21 protein-coding genes and 1 pseudogene are annotated in these 16,054 nt (G+C 63.7%); 13 read left to right on the forward strand and 9 right to left on the reverse strand.

Features of this window, described 5'->3' with window-relative positions:
- The first annotated feature begins 158 nt into the window (after positions 1-158).
- Complete coding sequence (gene hppD / locus BKA25_RS23185) at positions 159-1,355, forward strand: 4-hydroxyphenylpyruvate dioxygenase (protein ID WP_069853253.1); 1,197 nt, start codon at positions 159-161, stop codon at positions 1,353-1,355.
- Between the two features lie 93 nt (positions 1,356-1,448).
- Here hppD and BKA25_RS23190 read toward each other — a convergent pair whose 3' ends face one another.
- The 5 genes from BKA25_RS23190 to ilvA form a co-directional block, all read right to left on the reverse strand.
- Positions 1,449-2,318, reverse strand: coding sequence for an AraC family transcriptional regulator (locus BKA25_RS23190; RefSeq protein ID WP_069846668.1), 870 nt, complete (start codon positions 2,316-2,318; stop codon positions 1,449-1,451).
- Between the two features lie 21 nt (positions 2,319-2,339).
- The gene (locus BKA25_RS23195) at positions 2,340-2,942 is read right to left on the reverse strand and encodes a hypothetical protein (RefSeq protein WP_157420935.1); all 603 of its coding nucleotides are present in this window, start codon (positions 2,940-2,942) and stop codon (positions 2,340-2,342) included.
- A 513-nt stretch (positions 2,943-3,455) separates the two neighbouring features.
- Entirely contained in the window at positions 3,456-5,051 is a 1,596-nt protein-coding gene (locus BKA25_RS23200; protein ID WP_069846666.1) for an alpha/beta hydrolase, read from the reverse strand.
- Between the two features lie 85 nt (positions 5,052-5,136).
- The gene (locus BKA25_RS23205; RefSeq protein ID WP_069846664.1) at positions 5,137-5,436 is read right to left on the reverse strand and encodes a WXG100 family type VII secretion target; all 300 of its coding nucleotides are present in this window, start codon (positions 5,434-5,436) and stop codon (positions 5,137-5,139) included.
- 370 nt (positions 5,437-5,806) lie between these two features.
- Entirely contained in the window at positions 5,807-7,015 is a 1,209-nt protein-coding gene (gene ilvA, locus BKA25_RS23210) for a threonine ammonia-lyase (protein ID WP_069846663.1), read from the reverse strand.
- 158 nt (positions 7,016-7,173) lie between these two features.
- Here ilvA and BKA25_RS23215 point away from each other — a divergent pair, with 158 nt between their 5' ends.
- From BKA25_RS23215 to BKA25_RS23245, 7 genes and pseudogenes are all read left to right on the forward strand, one after another.
- Positions 7,174-7,455, forward strand: a complete 282-nt coding sequence (locus tag BKA25_RS23215) for a hypothetical protein (RefSeq protein ID WP_069846661.1) — start codon at positions 7,174-7,176, stop codon at positions 7,453-7,455.
- Between the two features lie 190 nt (positions 7,456-7,645).
- Positions 7,646-8,515 carry an SMP-30/gluconolactonase/LRE family protein gene (locus tag BKA25_RS23220; protein WP_069846659.1) on the forward strand — a complete coding sequence of 290 codons (870 nt, stop codon included), beginning with the start codon at positions 7,646-7,648 and terminating at the stop codon, positions 8,513-8,515.
- A 104-nt stretch (positions 8,516-8,619) separates the two neighbouring features.
- Positions 8,620-9,780 carry a methyltransferase domain-containing protein gene (locus tag BKA25_RS23225; RefSeq protein WP_069846658.1) on the forward strand — a complete coding sequence of 387 codons (1,161 nt, stop codon included), beginning with the start codon at positions 8,620-8,622 and terminating at the stop codon, positions 9,778-9,780.
- Positions 9,781-10,544: 764 nt separating this feature from the next.
- Positions 10,545-10,691: a hypothetical protein gene (locus BKA25_RS23230; protein ID WP_157420934.1), complete on the forward strand. Its 147-nt coding sequence runs from the start codon at positions 10,545-10,547 to the stop codon at positions 10,689-10,691.
- A 78-nt stretch (positions 10,692-10,769) separates the two neighbouring features.
- Positions 10,770-11,498 carry a DddA-like double-stranded DNA deaminase toxin gene (locus tag BKA25_RS28695; protein WP_375791894.1) on the forward strand — a complete coding sequence of 243 codons (729 nt, stop codon included), beginning with the start codon at positions 10,770-10,772 and terminating at the stop codon, positions 11,496-11,498.
- Positions 11,495-11,971: an Imm1 family immunity protein gene (locus tag BKA25_RS23240; RefSeq protein WP_084642502.1), complete on the forward strand. Its 477-nt coding sequence runs from the start codon at positions 11,495-11,497 to the stop codon at positions 11,969-11,971. Before BKA25_RS28695 ends, BKA25_RS23240 begins: the two co-directional genes overlap by 4 nt.
- Positions 11,972-11,997: 26 nt before the next feature.
- Positions 11,998-12,156 (forward strand): annotated as a pseudogene (locus tag BKA25_RS23245) (NADP-dependent oxidoreductase); the annotation flags it as partial.
- Between the two features lie 319 nt (positions 12,157-12,475).
- Here BKA25_RS23245 and BKA25_RS28790 read toward each other — a convergent pair.
- The 4 genes from BKA25_RS28790 to BKA25_RS23260 all read right to left on the reverse strand — a co-directional run bounded on the left by BKA25_RS28790 (position 12,476) and on the right by BKA25_RS23260 (position 14,306).
- A complete protein-coding gene (locus BKA25_RS28790; RefSeq protein ID WP_512699161.1) occupies positions 12,476-12,754 on the reverse strand; it encodes a hypothetical protein in 279 nt (92 codons plus the stop codon).
- A 165-nt stretch (positions 12,755-12,919) separates the two neighbouring features.
- Positions 12,920-13,111, reverse strand: coding sequence for a DUF397 domain-containing protein (locus BKA25_RS23250; protein ID WP_069846650.1), 192 nt, complete (start codon positions 13,109-13,111; stop codon positions 12,920-12,922).
- Between the two features lie 137 nt (positions 13,112-13,248).
- Entirely contained in the window at positions 13,249-13,443 is a 195-nt protein-coding gene (locus BKA25_RS23255) for a DUF397 domain-containing protein (RefSeq protein ID WP_084642501.1), read from the reverse strand.
- Positions 13,440-14,306, reverse strand: coding sequence for a helix-turn-helix domain-containing protein (locus BKA25_RS23260; protein ID WP_084642499.1), 867 nt, complete (start codon positions 14,304-14,306; stop codon positions 13,440-13,442). Before BKA25_RS23260 ends, BKA25_RS23255 begins: the two co-directional genes overlap by 4 nt.
- Positions 14,307-14,406: 100 nt before the next feature.
- On the opposite strand from BKA25_RS23260, the gene BKA25_RS23265 reads away from it, so the two are divergent.
- The 5 genes from BKA25_RS23265 to BKA25_RS23285 are packed head-to-tail and all read left to right on the forward strand — an operon-like array spanning position 14,407 to position 15,983.
- Positions 14,407-14,700, forward strand: coding sequence for a hypothetical protein (locus BKA25_RS23265; protein WP_157420933.1), 294 nt, complete (start codon positions 14,407-14,409; stop codon positions 14,698-14,700).
- Positions 14,697-15,110: a hypothetical protein gene (locus BKA25_RS23270; RefSeq protein WP_069846647.1), complete on the forward strand. Its 414-nt coding sequence runs from the start codon at positions 14,697-14,699 to the stop codon at positions 15,108-15,110. Before BKA25_RS23265 ends, BKA25_RS23270 begins: the two co-directional genes overlap by 4 nt.
- Positions 15,107-15,343, forward strand: a complete 237-nt coding sequence (locus BKA25_RS23275; RefSeq protein ID WP_069846645.1) for a hypothetical protein — start codon at positions 15,107-15,109, stop codon at positions 15,341-15,343. The genes BKA25_RS23270 and BKA25_RS23275 overlap by 4 nt, the downstream gene beginning before the upstream one ends.
- On the forward strand, positions 15,340-15,603 hold the full coding sequence (locus BKA25_RS23280) for a hypothetical protein (protein WP_069846643.1): 264 nt from the start codon (positions 15,340-15,342) through the stop codon (positions 15,601-15,603). Before BKA25_RS23275 ends, BKA25_RS23280 begins: the two co-directional genes overlap by 4 nt.
- Entirely contained in the window at positions 15,600-15,983 is a 384-nt protein-coding gene (locus BKA25_RS23285; protein ID WP_157420932.1) for a hypothetical protein, read from the forward strand. The genes BKA25_RS23280 and BKA25_RS23285 overlap by 4 nt, the downstream gene beginning before the upstream one ends.
- Positions 15,984-16,054 lie beyond the last annotated feature (71 nt).

The following is a 16,054-nucleotide window of genomic DNA, read 5'->3' on the forward strand; positions in this document are numbered from 1 at the left end:
GTCGTCCCATCTGGGCAGATTGCGCGAACCGAGCGGTCTTGTTCCGGGTTGGCTGGGCAATCTGTCCAGTCGAGTGCCCCGCTGTTGCTCAGACTGCGATCTCGATCCCATGCTGGCTGTACCGCAGACCGGATGCAACGGCCGTGACGGAGGACCCCGTGACCGAGATCCTGGATCAGCAGAACATCGACGACGTCAGCTTCGACCAGCTACGCCAGCTCGTCGGTTTGGTCGAGTACGACGAGAGCCGCGACCCGTTCCCCGTTCGTGCGATGGACGCCGTGGTGTTCGTCGTCGGCAATGCGACGCAGAGCGCGTTGTTCTATCAGGTGGCGTTCGGCATGCAGCTGGTCGCCTATTCCGGCCCCGAGACGGGCAACCGGGACCACAAGTCGTATGTGTTGAAGTCGGGTTCGGCGCGTTTCGTGCTGCGGGGCGGGGTGGACCCGGCCAGCCCGTTGCACGACCACCACCGGGAGCACGGCGATGGCGTCGTCGACCTGGCGTTGGAGGTCACCGACGTCGACAAGTGCATCGAACACGCCCGGAAGCAGGGTGCGACGGTGCTGGTCGAGCCCTACGACGAGAGCGACGAGCACGGGACGGTCCGCTTCGCCGCCATCGCCACCTACGGGCAGACCCGGCACACCCTGGTGGACCGCTCCCGCTACACCGGCCCCTATCTGCCGGGCTTCGTGAGCAGACAGGGCTCGTTGCAGCGGCCTGCGGATGCCCCCAAACGGTTGTTCCAGGCGGTGGACCACTGTGTCGGCAATGTCGAGCTGGGCCGGATGGACGAGTGGGTGTCGTTCTACAACCGGGTGTTGGGCTTCGTGAACATGGCGGAGTTCGTCGGCGATGACATCGCCACCGAGTACTCCGCCTTGATGAGCAAGGTCGTCTCCAACGGCAACCATCGGGTGAAGTTCCCGTTGAACGAGCCTGCCGTGGCGAAGAAGAAGTCCCAGATCGACGAGTACCTGGAGTTCTACGGGGGCGCAGGCTGCCAGCACATCGCCCTGGCCACCAACGACATCCTCGACACGGCCGACCGAATGCGTGCGGCGGGCGTGGAGTTCCTGGACACCCCGGACTCCTACTACGAGGACCCCGAGCTGCGGGAGCGGATCGGCGAGGTGCGGGTGCCCATCGAGGAGCTCAAGAAGCGTCGCATCCTGGTCGACCGCGACGAGGACGGCTACCTGTTGCAGATCTTCACCAAGCCGGTGGGTGATCGTCCGACCGTGTTCTACGAGCTGATCGAGCGCCACGGCTCGCTGGGCTTCGGCAAGGGCAACTTCAAGGCGCTGTTCGAGGCGATCGAGCGGGAGCAGGATCGGCGGGGGAATCTCTGACCGGTAGGCCGCTGACCTGGGGCTGACGTCGTGTGCGTCAGCCCCGGGCCCACGTCGGCGGCTTCGGCCGGGTGCAGGTTGGCGCTTGAACGGTCAGTCGGTGGGCTCGACCGCCAACCAGAGTTCGACGTCGGCGTGGGTGCCCTCGTCATCGTGGTAATCGGCCCGGACCAATTGCGGAACGGGCACCAGCCGGTACGGATTGGCCGGGAGCCATTCGCCGCCGACCGACCGCCACAACTTCTCCAAGGACTCGGGGAAGGGTCCGGACGCGGTGAAGGCCGCCCAGGTGTGCGCGCCGATCTCGAGCGAGTCGTAGCCGGGCGGCGCAGGCTGGTTGGTCGCCGCGCCGAGGTAGAACTCGGCCTCCGTGCCCTCGGCGCCGCCCGTTCCGTCGGCGTCGTACCAGACCGACAGCGCGCCGGCCGGCTCCTGGTCGGAGAGTTCTTCGATGCGCTCCCAGTCCGAGTCGGGCAGGGCGAGGACGAATTGATCGAGTTCGCTGTTGCCGCCCTCGAAGATGATCCTGGCGCGGGTTCGGCGCCCGACGATGCGGAATGCCGGCTTCTCGACGATGCGGTATTTCATGTCCGTTCTCCCTTGGACGGTGAGGTGAAAGGACAGCCTGGGTTGCGAACGCAGGATGGCTTCGGGCCGACGCGCCTGCTCCGGTCCGACGCCGTGCACGCCGCGAAAGGCGCGAGCGAAGGCATCGGCCGAGTTGTAGCCGAAGCGCACCGCGATGTCCTGCACAGACTCTTGACCGGCTCGTACGGCACGGGCGGCGACCGTCATCCTGCGGCGACGGATGTACTCCGACAGCGGCATCCCGGCCAGGACCGAGAAGACTCGGCGAAGCTGATACTCCGAGGTCAAAGCGGCGGCCGCGACCTGCCGCATATCGATCTCGTCCTGTTCGAGGTGCTCCTCGATGACGTCCATCGCGCGGTTCCACAACTCCATGGCCCATCCCTTCCGACCTGCTCAGCGTGGCGAAACCGAGCGGGCCGAGTCCGTCATCTCATGCCCGGGATAGTCGGGTGGTTTAGGGGCGCGGCGCCAGGGCGTCTCGGGTGCCGAAGTGCCCTTTGGCCAGATGCACGGCGACGACGCGCGAATCGTCAGGCCACCCACTGCATTCGATGAAATCGACACCCGAAAATCGTCTTCACCGTGTCGCGCGGAGACGGCGAGATACTCGGGACGAGCATCTGAAATGTCTTGGTACCCATTAGCGTTCCAATACCGATAGATTACCTCGACAACCCCTTCAGGACGCCGACTCGGTAAACCTTCGATAGACTGGCTGGCGTGAACGGCCAAGCGTCCCGTCGCACCATAATCCAATGGATCGAAACATTCTTGGCTGTCCACACGGGCGGCCGCTTCGGATCCCACCTCACCAGCCAGCTCAGCAATAGCTAGCTGAATATGCCGCTCGGCCATCTCCGTTGCTTCATCTTCAGTAACCGTCGATACGAAGTACCAACCCAATCCCGACAACAGAAAAACCGGGGCAATTATGATGATGGCAGCAACGCCGATCAGTACAATGTACCTTGAGTCCGCCGACTTTCTGCTTATCACGGCACCTCTGGTTCCGGTGTTCCGTTGGGCCATATGCACGGGGAAGAGGCGCCGAGCGAAAGACTTCCCTGAACGCTCGCACGGATCGACATGCGAAAGCCATCCTGGCGATGCTCAACCGATACGAATAGATCGTCTTCATGTCGCTTATCGGACAGAATCACAAACTCGTTGCTCTCCCACCAGCTCACAAGTTCATCCACGACGGCACGGTTCATCGATCGGTCTATACCGTCCATCCAATAGGTCGTACCTGAACTCACCCTACCCAATGGGCCATTATCATCGGGATCCAGACATTCCGAGCTTCGCCGTGAGTACAACTCAAGCTGCGGATCAACTGACAAGCTTTCCACAGCATCTTGAATTAGCTGCTCAGCTCGCCCCTCCGCCTCGGCCTCAGTTATTGTCGGTTCCATTCCATTACGGCCCATAACTCCACACCCAACCACGGAAAAAAGAATGAATAGCAGAAACAACGCTTGAGTCGAGAATTTCCACGACCTCGACGACTCAGCCATCTCCGACCACGATTCGCCCCATGTTCCGCAGAGAATCCGAACCTTCATCCCAGTACTCGGAATGCGCCGATCCGCTGAGCCCGCCTGATATCCAGGAGCCACTGGTACCAGCCTCGGTGTAGAAGGTCTGGCCGCCGAAATCGTCACTCGTTGGATCCGGCCCATGAACCGCCCATGCAGCAACTTTGATGAGATCGTTTTGAGCTAAGCCTGAATGGACGTTCTCAGGAGGTATGCCCAGTTCGCTGGCATGGTCTACGCCGACGCCTGGACTTCCGACGAATATCATGCTGTCCACGTCCAAGCCTCCTCCTGATCGCCCCGCATAGCCCACGGCAGTAGATCCGTAACTGTGGCCGAGAATCGTATTGTGCGAGCCGCTTCCTTCGTGTGTGACGCGCAGCCCTTCCTGGAAGCGCTGGAGGCTGCTGGTAGCACCTTCGGCGTACGATCCTCCCGCAGCATGAACGAGATCGGGAGGGGCGTCGTAGCCGAGCCAAGTTACGGCAGCCGTGGTCGCTTCTTTGTCGGCCAATCCGGAAGCATGCACCAACAGGTCAGAGCGATCCAGCAGCCCATGGACACCTGACAGATTGGCGCCTGTTCCGGGCACGCTGGTCACCACGTTATCCGCAGTGTCAGGGTTACCTGCCGCGACAACAGCCCGGCCACTCCCCTCGCTATCGATGAGGACCAGGTAGGCATCCTGCTCTCCCGGTTCAGGGTTCCTCAGGCGTTCGTCTACCGCGTTCAAGCCGCCGATCTTCCCGATAATCTCGTCAAGTTCGGCCTGTTGATTGCTACCCAAGTCCCCCAACGCCTCCAGCTGATCACGCCTGGCGGTGAGCACAGCTAGCTGCTCCTCCAAGATCGCTCGATTCGCCCGATCGCGTGCTTCGATCGGCACACCGTCCAGGCTGCCGACCAGGTCCGCGTCGCCGTAGATCAGTGACTCACGTTCCGTTGCGGTGAGCGAGTCCCACCAGTCTTTGACCTCGGCGGGGTCGGTGCCTGGCGCTGGAATCGACTCACGGGGGTACGGCTCGCCCGCACCGAGAGCCTGGGGAGACAGACCGACAACAGCAGGCATCAGTTCTGCAAGATTGGCCTTCGCCGCCTCGTCTGCTTCGGTCGCGGCCGTGACCGAAGCCCTGATCGCCGCCGCTAGCTCTTCCCTCAGCCGTTCGGCCTTGGCGAAATGGTCATCCCATCGCCCGCCCTGATGCCCTGGTCCTCGTGATGGACCGCTAAGCGCCCCATCGGGATGGACAGAGATTCCGGTCTCCTCCGCCTGCCGGATCGCCTCCAACAGTTGGTCCCGCGCGGTCGTGGTTCTATCGGTCAACTCCAGCAGGATCGGTGGGATCTGTCCCATCGTGCCGGCTGCCTCGGTGAATTGATCGTGTAACCGGCGGAAGTGCGCCCGCGCCGCGTCGGCGGCCTGCCCTTGCCAGCCTTCCAACTCATCGATCTTGCCGTCGAGATCATCCGCATGATGGCTGAGTCGGTCGGCGTGATCGGACCAGTTCTCGGCGGCCTTCTCGAAACGGCCCGGTTCTGCACTGCGCAAGTCTCCGAACGAGACCATTCACATACTCCCCTGCGGCCCACCGGCGCGGGCCATCGTCCGGTCGGCAACCGACTTCCCGACCGATGCTCGATAAGACCCGGTGTCACTCCAAGACGAATGAGCCGCGCGCTTCTTCGTCCATGCGCAGGTATTCGTCGGCATTCTCCTTGAGCAGCCCGCCGCCCGCGGAGGTCCGAGCGCTCAGTGTCTCGACCGCCTCCTGCCACTGCGACTCGGCGTCGATCAGCAGCGTGCTGGACTCGAAGCCCTGATTCAGACCGCCCAAGGCCGAGGACTCGCCGCTGAGTTCCCCGACCGAGGCGTGGATGTCATCCGCGAGCGTGATCAGCCCATCTCCGGTGCCACGTAACGCTTCCGGATCCACGTCGAAACCCTCGGACACCCCTCATCGCCTCCCCGCGATAGATCATCCGACCGAGCCGTACCGTAGCCAGACGATCACGCAAGGAAGTTCAATTCAGCAGAACCGGACGAAACACCACCCGAACGGCCGATCGACCGTCATGACACAGGTCGCCGCCCGACGAAGACAGCGCAGCGAGCCAAGGCCAACACGCGATCAGCGAAGCTCCTGAACAGCCACGGAAGGCGGTTGCAGTGCTTCACTCCCGTTCCGGGTTCGGGTTAGACCCAGGGCGATGAGGCTCCGACATCATGAAGGCATCATCTTCATTCATCACTGAGATGAATATCTTTCCAGAGCGGTGAGCCGTGCAGGCTTGATCAATGCTGCTTGCCGCCCGAACGGTCGATCAGTGCGAGAGCAGAATCGGATGCCCCGCGCCGAGGCGCTGCACGACCTCGCGGCGGTGGTCGGGTCCCCTGGTCTCCAGGTTCAGTGCGACGTTGACCTCGCCGAGTGCCAGCGCGCCGGATATGCGGGAGTGCTTGACGTCGATGACGTTGGCGCCCAACTGGCCGACCTCGGTGAGCAGCGCGGCCAATGAACCCGGCCGGTCGGGGATGCGGACGGTGAGTTCCAGGTACCGCCCGCCTGCGGTCATGCCGTGTTGGATGACGTGCAGGAGAAGCAGCGGGTCGATGTTGCCGCCGGAGAGCACCACGGCGACCGGACCTTCGAAGCTGCCGGGGTGGTCGAGGAGCGCGGCCACTCCCGCCGAGCCTGCGGGCTCCACGAGGAGCTTCGCCCGTTCCAGACACAGCAGGAGCGCGCGGGACAGCGATTCCTCGCTGACAGTAATAACGTCGTCGACGAGTTCGGCGACGTGGCGGAAGGTGACGACTCCCGGTTCGCCGACCGCGATTCCGTCGGCCATGGTGTGCATCTCGGTGAGGCGGACGGGCTTTCCTGCGGCCAGCGACGCGGGCCAGGCAGCGGCGCTCTCCGCCTGGGCGGCGACGATGCGGACATCGGGGCGCACCGGTTTCACGGCGGCGGCGATGCCCGCCACCAGTCCGCCGCCGCCCGCGGCGACCACGATGGTGCGCACATCGGGGAGTTGTTCGAGGATCTCCAGGCCCACGGTGCCCTGGCCTGCCACGACGTCTTCGTGGTCGAAGGGGTGGATCAGTTCCGCACCGGTCTGCGCGGCGAACTCCTTGGCAGCGGCCAAGCTTTCTTCGAGTACCGCTCCGACCAACCGAACCTCGGCGCCGTAGGCTTTGGTGGCCGACATCTTGGGCAACGACGCCTGTTCCGGCATGAACACCGTGCAGGGGATGTCGAGCAGCGACGCCGCGAGTGCGACTCCTTGAGCGTGGTTGCCCGCGCTGGCCGCCACCACCCCGCGTCGACGCTGGTCGGCCGACAGGTTATGAATGCGGTTGTAGGCGCCTCGGATCTTGAACGAGCCGGTGCGTTGGAGGTTCTCGCATTTGAGAAACACCTCGGTGTCACACCGATCCCGCAGCGCCCGTGACGGTCGCAGCGGGGTCTCGCGCACCACCCCGGCCAACAGCTTGCGGGCGGTATTGATCCGATCGACGCTGACCAGCTCCATGGCGGGCATCCTGCCAAACGAACCGAGGTACTGGGGATGAGCAGGACGCGAATCACCCGACCTCGGAACCTCTTGCCATACCGCACCCGAAGGTGGGAAGAGATGAATGGTCACGAGTACGCTTCAGAAGAGTGATCCCCCAACCGAGTGGATCAAGGATGTCGAGGAGAGGGACGGCGGTGTTCGGGGCGAGACAGGCCGGAGTGTCCTCCCTGGTGATGAGCGTGCTCGCCGCCACGGCGCTGACGGGCGCGGCGTTCTTCACCGTCTCCAGGATCGACTGCGATCCGTCCCCCCGCTATGAGCAGCACGATGGGGTGACCGAGCTGGTCGACTCCTGCTTGACCGATGAGGATCTACCGGCCTCCACGGACCTACGGCAGCGCGCCGAGCGGTCCGAACGCACCGGGGAGAAGCTGCCGAGCGAGCTGCACCGCTGAGCTTGTTCGCCTCGGCGCGCGGGTGGGTCCGCTAGGGCCGAATTCTTTGTGACATCGACACCGCGATAGGCGGGTTTCGTCGACCCTGCGCGGTCATCGACAGGCTTTACAGTGCGAGCAGGTGATCTCGGCGGCGATGAAGCGCCGATCACCTGCCGATTCGGGTGTCGATGAGTGAGGACGAGGACAGATGAAGGCGACGACGGTCACCACAGCCCTTACCCATCACGGCGAGGGACCGGTGTGGAATCCGCAGCGTGGGGTCCTGCACTGGGTGGACATGCTGGCGGGCGCGTTCCTGACCAGCGATCCGAGTTTCCGTGATGTCACCAGGACCGAGGTGGGCGAGGTCGCCGCCGTGGTGCGCCCCGCGACCGATGGCGGGCTGGTGGTCGCCGTCGAACGCGGTTTCGCGGTCATCCCGCCGGGGTCGGACGAGCCGCAGCGGCTGACCGAGGTGTGGTCCGATCCGTCGATTCGGATGAACGAGGGCGGTTGCGATCCGCAGGGCAGGTTCTACGTCGGGTCGATGGCCTACGGCGCGACTCCCGACCGAGGTAAGCTCTTCCGGTTGGACCCGGACGGCTCGGTCACCGTGGTGTTGGAGCCGGTGACCATCTCCAACGGCCTGAACTGGAGCTTGGACGGCGAGATCGCCTACTACATCGACACCCCGACCGGCCGCGTCGATGCCTTTGACTTCGATGCGACGGCGGGAGCGCTGCGCAACCGGCGGCCCCTGGTCGAGATCGACTCGAAGCACGGTTCGCCGGACGGGATGGCGATCGACGCCGAGGGCAGGCTGTGGGTGGCGTTGTGGGGTGGATCGGCGGTGCACTGCTACTCGCCGAACGGCACCCTGGAAGAGGTCGTGGACGTGCCGGTCCGGCAGGTCACCGCCTGCGCCTTCGGCGGGGACGGGCTGGACACGCTCTACATCACCACCTCCCGCGACGGACTCAGCGATCCCGAGGCCGAGGCGGGTGCGCTGTTCTCGGTCACCCCGGGCGTCACGGGCGTGCCGGTGCTGCCGTTCGCGGGGAGTACCGCGCGGGGGTGACGCGGGGAACGCGGTGGTCGGCGGCAGGCGAGCCGCCGACCACTCGCCGGACAGGGGCGCGCCGGCACGCTGGTTGTTGCGGCGGGCCGAGAGGGGACCACAGAATGACGGCGACGACGTCGGCGTGGCATGAATCAGCGCACCGGCTTGCCGAGGAGATGGCGGCGTCGGGGATATTGCGGTCGCCCGCGTGGCGGGACGCTGTCGAGGCGGTCCCGCGACATGTGTTCGTGCCACGGTTCTATGTTCAGCAACCAGACGGTCAGTGGACCGAGACGAGCGCGGACGATGACGGATGGTTCGCCGCTGTCTACCGCAACGAACCGCTGGTCACCGAGCTGGCGACCACCACGAAGGGCAATCGGGTCACCGTCTCGTCGTCGACCAAGCCCGGCCTCATGGTCCGGATGCTGGAGGCGCTCGATGTCCAGGATGGCCATCGGGTGCTCGAAGTCGGCACCGGGACCGGTTACAACGCCGCGCTGTTGACCCATCGGCTGGGCGCCGACCGGGTGTTCTCCGTCGATATCGGGGCATCGCTGGTCGATGCGGCCCGATGCAGGCTCGATCGATTGGGGTTGGCTCCGACTCTGGCCGTCGCGAACGGGGCCGAGGGCCTGCCCGCGCATGCTCCCTTCGATCGGATCATTGCGACGTGTTCGCTGCCGAGCATTCCTTGGGCGTGGGCCGAGCAGGTGCGAGAGGGCGGGCTCGTGTTGGTCGATCTGAAGCCGAGCACCCATGCAGGCAATCTCGTGTTGTTGACCCGACATGCCGATCGGTTCGAAGGGCGGTTCCTGCCGCAGTGGGCCGGGTTCATGGCGATGCGGAACACCGATCGCGCCCCGGAAGCCACGGGCTTCGTCGGGGAGGTGAACGCGAGCCGCCGATCCTCGACCCGCCTCGAACCGACACCGTGGTCGTCGCTGGTGCCGTGGTTCCTCGCGCAGACGCGGTTTCCCGGCGAGGTGGCCTTCGGGTATCGGGGTGCCACCAGTTCGGGGCCGGAGTGGGCTGTGTTCAGCACGCCCGACGGCTCCTGGTCCGCAGTCGGAATGCAGGCCGACGAGAACGGCAGGCGCGAGACCCGGCAGGGCGGTCCGGTGCCGCTCTGGGACGCCTTCGATGAAATTCACGCAACGTGGGACGCCCTCGGCGGGCCAGCCTGGGATCGTCTCGGTCTGACCGTCACCCCCGATGAGCGGCACCGGATCTGGCTCGATGAGCCGGAAGGCTCGGTGGGTTGGGACCTGCTGGTCCAGTAGCAGGCCCAAGATATTACGTACCCGCCCCCAACTACAAGAGAATCGCCATCCACAGACAAATCAAAAATTCCCGAAAATACTCCCAACAAATAAAGCAAGCGAAAGCAATTCTAAGGTAATCTGCAAGAACTTGCAGCTCAATCACCGGGATAAAATTTAGTGACACGAGCCACGCAAGTTCCACCGAACGGCGGAGTTTCAAGCTATTAGGGCTGCAGTAAGCTGAAAATCGATCCGGCAATTCCCATCTAAGTCTTATCCAATCTCGCACGGGAGGTGAATCCTATGCGTAAACCCATTTCCGGCAAATTTGCGAAACCAATGACAATTGCTTTGATTGCAGCCCAGGCATGCGCAGTCCTATCGATCCTATTGCAGTACAATCACCATCGGTGGGTATGCATCTCCCTGTCCGATTGGTACCAGACTACCGAGATAGCAAGAACCGGGTTGCTAACGACCCAATGTCGATATAACGACAGTTCGAATACCTACGATGTCGTTATCCATAGCTGGCCTCTTTTCCTCACATTGAGCGTCCTAGCGGTTTCGATTATTGGATCCATAATTACACATAGAACCATTTCACAGCCAAAAAGATAAGGAAACCTTCGGCCATAAAAAAATCGAATCTACGCAGAACGCTTAGAATCGCCCTACTGTCGCCGTTATTTGCAACACCCCTACTTGCAGCTGTTGTCGATCGACTGCCGCTTGCCCCGCTCTCCTCGGTCAGCCGTCGCCTCGCTGACGCTCATGGTGTCGTGGCCGCCGAGTGGTACGGAACCACCAGCCCGCACGCCCACCGAGCGCAAGCGTGCCTACGAGGCGTGGAAGCCGAACTCGAAGCGGCGCAGGCCAAACTCGTTCGGGCCGCCGAGCTGATCCAGTGCTACGTGGTCAGGCTCTAGGCGCGGCTGCCCATGAAGTCCGTCGAAACGATCGTCGCCGCTGTGCGGGCTTCGCTCGATGACGTCACCCCCAGCGAGATGGCCGCCTACCGGGAACTCATCCTGGGTGAACTACTGCCACCCTTGACCGAGGCTGCCTCAGGTTCCGCCAGTCCCGAACTGCACACCGCCGTCGCTCTCCTGCACGAAGTAGCCGAAGACTTGGCCCGAGCCTGGACACGGTTGGAAGCCGCCGGTCACCACGCCGAGTCCTATGCCCAATCCGTCCTCGGCTCGGACCCTGCCGCGCCGCAGGCCATCATCCCCACCACCGATCCCGCAACCGGCGCCCCTGCACCCCGACCGAGCCCGAAAGCCCCAGAACAGCCCGCATCGACGACCCCCGCCCGAGAACTCACCGAACAGGAGTCCGCCGATTGGGCTGCTCGGCAGAGGGTAAGGCTCCCGCCGCGTGTGCAAGGAAGCAAAACCACTGGTCGTTACCGTGATGCTAGCGGTGAGGAGTACGAGATCGTGAGCGGCGCAGACGCTGAGTGCGACCGAGTCAACGAGCACTTCCGCGATCATGGTCCGATTCCGCAGAGCAAGCTTCCCAACAGCCTTTCCAGGCACGTAGAGATAAAAACTGCATATAGGATGGTGGAGGAGGGCTGCTCTCGCGCCGACTTGGTGATTAACCATAGGATGTGTGCGCGAGCTTTGTATAATTGCGAGCGTATCGTTCCAAGGATATTGTATGTCGAACAGATTTTGATTATTCATGACCCAGTGAAGACGCATGTCATTAAGGGGCGGAGGACTCGATGACCTGCACCCTCCATGCAATGTATAAAACCAACGACGACACGCCCGTGGTGGTTCGAGACCAGGAGTCCCTGGACAAGGTCATCGATGAGGTGTTTGAGACTTATCTGGATGATAATGCGATCTTCATTATTGTCGAACGCCCGAAAGTTGAACCTAATGATCTACCCGATCATCAACTGGCTATCGACCTTCGTTTGGGTTGTGCCGTCACGGCGATTTACTTCATCGGCGAGACATCATCCGGGGAGGAGGGTCAATGGTTCAGTCTGAACCCGCATCCGATCGATGATGCGCCGGAGCTTTGTTACGACCTGCACACCGGCGATAGGTTCCCCGCGAATGCCGTGATCACGATGGATGACTTTCGCCGTGCACTTCACGAGTTCATGGACAACGGCGGTGTCCGTCCTGATTGTATAGATTGGCAACCTTTCCGCGATAACCCCGAATTGACGGATTCGTTGTCCCGGTGATCGATGACGTCCGGTTCGGGATACAGGCGGTGCGCGTCGACCCCAGGATCGCCCCGCCCAGCGCCTACCTGGGCGTGCTGGGGATGCCCGGCCTGACGGCATATGCGGGCATCGTGGACGTCGCGAAGGCCAAGGAGGGCGATGTCGTCTTCGTCTCGGGCGCGGCGGGTGCCGTCGGGTCGATCGCGCGCACGCACCGCTTTAGGGTAAGGTTAAATTTACGCCGAACCTAGTCTCGTTCATTCTTTCGGGCGGCAAGTCGCGAGACCGCAAACAGTGCTACGCCAGCTAAGATGACGCCGACGAGAACAAAAAGGGCAGCACGCCAACCTTGCAATAGGAGCGTTCCAGAGACCATCGTCAAGGCAATGACAGCGAACACCAGGAAGCGGCCTCTCATATCAACTCACCTTTCGACACCGAGAACTTGACCAAGTTTTACATCATACTCGACACATTGCATAAAAGTCCGAGTTGACAGCCTACCGGATTGACATTACACCCTTAGCCACCGCAAACGAAACTGGTGACACTAGCGCATCCGACTGTTGCGATGATGCCGCACAGAACACCGCATCCAAGGCCAGCAGGCGTGGTTCCGAAAGCGGCACAATACAAGAAACACTGGGCCGCACCCGACGCGCCACACAAAACGTTCATGAGGTTCTCGCACCAATTTAGAGTGCCAGCCTCGCCCGCGTTTTCGTCCAGTTGGGTCGCGTCACCGAAGTCCCCTTCGTCGAAACCACCCGGGAAGACTCCGCAGTCTTCACAATCTGAGATGCTTCCGCGCCTGGGAAGTACCTACCCAGAGCTTCCTCGGTGAGCTTCCCGTGACCGAGGCGGTGTAGCAGGTGTTCGAGGCGTATCGGGAGCTTCGGGTGGGCTGATCTCGCGTGATCGGCGAGGGAGATCGGTTCGATCGGACGCGGCGGCCTGGCTGTTAGGTCAGCGCAGTCGGTCGGCCTTCAACTGGGACAGGAACGCATCGAACTCGGGGCGGCCGACGACGAGCGTGCCGCCATCGCGGTTCTTGGTGTCGCGGATGCCGACTAAGCCCGGGGCGTCACCGACCTCTACACAGCCGCCGTTGCCCCCGCTGGCGTTCGCCTTGTGCCATCCGGTGAGGTTGTGGTTCATCCCGTCCCCTTCGTGGTGCTGCGAACAACTCACGATGGGCGGCTGAGAAACGAAGCGGCCCATCGCCGATCGTGGCGATGGGCCGCGGAGACGTCGAGGGTGGTCATCCGATCGGACGCGCCAGCGTGGCACCGCCGTCAGCGCAGCCGGTTGGCCTTCAGCTGGGACAGGAACGCATCGAACTCGGGGCGGCCGACGACGAGCGTGCCGCCATCGCGGTTCTTGGTGTCGCGGATGCCGACTAAGCCCGGGGCGTCGCCGACCTCTACGCAGCCGCCTTCTGCATGGCTCGCCGTAGCCTTGTGCCAACCCGCGAAACGAGGGAACTTCATTCCGCCGCCTTCCTTTCGTGGTACCGCTGATAGCTGATCATGAGGTTGACGGACTCAGCTGAAGACATCGCCTGAGATCGCAACCGCTTTAGCGCTGGCGCATACGGAGCGGTGTCGTTCGGCTTGTCGAGCCAGGTCGCCGTCGCGAGTAGCTCGACGTAGACGACGGGGTCAGAGTCCTCGAACTCCAACACTGTGAACTGAGCAGACATTCCGGGGTAGACACCAGCCGAATTAGGGATGACACGAACATCGACATTTGAGAGTTCCGCCATGGTGGCCAGGTGTGCCATCTGCTTCGCCATCGCCTCGTGGCCCGCAATCGGTCTCTGCAAGGCAGATTCATCGAGAATCACCAGGTAGAACGGTGCGGTCGAGCAGGTCAATACTTGTTGCCGCTCCATCCGGATCCGCACCAGGTCATCTTGGTCGTAACGCTCCGAAGTGGAAATCATGGCCCGTGCGTACTGCTCGGTCTGGAGCAACCCAGGGATGATCCGAGTGATCTCGTTTATCTGCACCGCTTCACGCTCGTAACCAACCAGGGTCGTCAACTGACCGGGGAGGTCCGTGCTTGGCGTCCACGGAGACATGCCGATGTCGTCCGCCCGCCGGGCCAGCGCCTCGCGTTCCGGGGTCGGCAGTTCGAGTGCGTTGGCAACTGCTGTCACCAGCTCTGGGGTGAAGACCACTTCACCACGTTCCAGCATGAGCACCCACGCAGCGGACTTGCCCAATCGGCGACCCAGGGCGCGGGTGGAATGACCTGCCGCCGTGCGCGCAGCCTTCACCGCTGCACCAAGCGATCGAGCACCGGGCGTTCGCAGCTGAGCGCTACGCGGTCTTCCCATGCCGAGCAGCATAGCCGCTGGTAGTTCACCCAGACGGAGGAAGATCCTTGTTTATATGAACCATGAAGCCATAGTGTTCATATGAACGAATTCCTGACAAGGAGGCTGCCTGATGGCGCCGTTTTGGATCTTCACCTTGCTCGCGCTGCTCACCACAGCGCTTGCCTGCCACTGGCAGGAAAACCGCCTCTGGCGGGCTCGCCGCCGCCCGCCATCGCGCCGTCGGATGGCGGAGATGAAAACCCTCACCGCCGATGCGATTCGGCGGGCCGCCGAAGGACCAGCAGCACCGTCTTCTCCGGACCTCGCTGCATCGGCACGGTCCGCCGCTCCCCCGTTTCGGCCGCAGCCGCCGAGGCCCGCGTTGGTGGGCACGCTGCCTCGGCATCTGCGAGTGTCGCGGTGAGCGGGGCGAACTCCGTAGCGGCGGAGTGGATCAGCTACCTCGACAGCCAGGCCGTCGAACTCTCAGTGGAGGTCGCAGCCGAGCGAATCGCCCTGGTGGGTGGGCGTTCCGACGTGGCAGCCGCCGTTCGGGTGGAGGTGGCCAGGACCGACACGGCCGATCTCCTGGACATGCTCGGGCGCGGCCGGTTCCTCGATCTGCCCGCCGTGCAGGACGGCGAACCGCGTCGACTCCGACTGGAACGACAGGCCACCGGCGTGGAGGTCGCGGTGTTGCGGCTTCGGCACGACGACCTTGTCGCCCGTTGGCTGGTCGCCGCACGTTACGTACCCGCGTTGTTGGCCGCACTGCGCAACGCGCTGACCGAGCTCGACACCCGCGAGGCGCTGGCCGGACTGGAGGTGTCATGACCGAGCCCTCGGAATTCTGGTTCGTCCGGTCCGTCGCCATCGGCGACACCCACCTCCGGCACCCCGCCGCGCTGCCCGCACCGCAGGTCGCGCCCCGCTGTGAGCCCGAGGCCGTCTTTCATCCGCTGAACCGGCGCCCCGTGGAATCCTGCTTCTTCGATTGGCAGGAGTGCCCCGGATGTCGGGCCGCCGCCGCACCGCACAGCGCACGCGCCTTGGCGGTGGTCCGGTGATCGGCAACGGAACACGTCCCTGGCTGCGGGTGCTGCGGTCGGTGCCCGCCCGGGCCCGCAAGCTGCGAGTTGTCGACCGGCGGCCTCGGTTGCGGCTCGTCACCACGCCGCCCGAACCACCGGCCACCACCCAACCCCGCTGGTCGGCGCCGAGTCTGCCGCAGCTGTGGCCGATGGGCGCGGTGCGGCAGCTGCGGGCCGCCCGGATTCGACCATTCCTCAACAGTCCACTGTGGCCGGACAGCGAGGAAGCGGCATGACGGCATCCTGTGCGGCGGCCGTGTCCGTGCACACGGCGACCGGCGGGTCCTTCACGCTCGTCCTCGTGGCCAACCGCTCGGCAGGCTCGGTCTCGCTGGCCTGTCGCGGGCGCGGCTTCGCCTCCTTCGCCTCGCGCGAGGCGGGTCTGCTGCTGCGCACCGTGACCACCGAACGCCCAAGCGCCACCACCACGTTCAATGTGATCGACCGCGCCCGCCAGACCGGGCAGCTGCGGGTGACCGTCCTCGGACCGCGAGCCATCATGCAGGTCGCCGTCGGAAACCTGGTGCTCCAACGCTTCATCGTCCCCGACCGCGCCACCCTCGCCACCGCCACCGCGCGGGTGGTCGACCACCTCGCCGAGGCCCGGTCCGCCTAGCGGCAATCACGTCCGCGCGGCCGGGCGCCCGGCCGCGCTGTCGATTCCTCCCTGAGAATGCGCGTCTCCCG

This window comes from Actinoalloteichus hymeniacidonis, assembly GCF_014203365.1.
Lineage (GTDB): Bacteria > Actinomycetota > Actinomycetes > Mycobacteriales > Pseudonocardiaceae > Actinoalloteichus_A > Actinoalloteichus_A hymeniacidonis.

Excerpts from the sequence above, each read along its gene's own strand:
- BKA25_RS23190 (WP_069846668.1), bottom strand. The coding sequence starts at position 2,318 with ATGGAGTTGTGGAACCGCGCGATGGACGTCATCGAGGAGCACCTCGAA.
- BKA25_RS23200 (WP_069846666.1), bottom strand. The coding sequence starts at position 5,051 with ATGGTCTCGTTCGGAGACTTGCGCAGTGCAGAACCGGGCCGTTTCGAG.
- ilvA (WP_069846663.1), bottom strand. The coding sequence starts at position 7,015 with ATGGAGCTGGTCAGCGTCGATCGGATCAATACCGCCCGCAAGCTGTTG.
- BKA25_RS23215 (WP_069846661.1), top strand. The coding sequence starts at position 7,174 with ATGTCGAGGAGAGGGACGGCGGTGTTCGGGGCGAGACAGGCCGGAGTG.
- BKA25_RS23220 (WP_069846659.1), top strand. The coding sequence starts at position 7,646 with ATGAAGGCGACGACGGTCACCACAGCCCTTACCCATCACGGCGAGGGA.
- BKA25_RS23225 (WP_069846658.1), top strand. The coding sequence starts at position 8,620 with ATGACGGCGACGACGTCGGCGTGGCATGAATCAGCGCACCGGCTTGCC.
- BKA25_RS28695 (WP_375791894.1), top strand. The coding sequence starts at position 10,770 with ATGGCCGCCTACCGGGAACTCATCCTGGGTGAACTACTGCCACCCTTG.
- BKA25_RS23240 (WP_084642502.1), top strand. The coding sequence starts at position 11,495 with ATGACCTGCACCCTCCATGCAATGTATAAAACCAACGACGACACGCCC.
- BKA25_RS23250 (WP_069846650.1), bottom strand. The coding sequence starts at position 13,111 with ATGAACCACAACCTCACCGGATGGCACAAGGCGAACGCCAGCGGGGGC.
- BKA25_RS23255 (WP_084642501.1), bottom strand. The coding sequence starts at position 13,443 with ATGAAGTTCCCTCGTTTCGCGGGTTGGCACAAGGCTACGGCGAGCCAT.
- BKA25_RS23260 (WP_084642499.1), bottom strand. The coding sequence starts at position 14,306 with ATGCTGCTCGGCATGGGAAGACCGCGTAGCGCTCAGCTGCGAACGCCC.
- BKA25_RS23265 (WP_157420933.1), top strand. The coding sequence starts at position 14,407 with ATGGCGCCGTTTTGGATCTTCACCTTGCTCGCGCTGCTCACCACAGCG.
- BKA25_RS23275 (WP_069846645.1), top strand. The coding sequence starts at position 15,107 with ATGACCGAGCCCTCGGAATTCTGGTTCGTCCGGTCCGTCGCCATCGGC.
- BKA25_RS23285 (WP_157420932.1), top strand. The coding sequence starts at position 15,600 with ATGACGGCATCCTGTGCGGCGGCCGTGTCCGTGCACACGGCGACCGGC.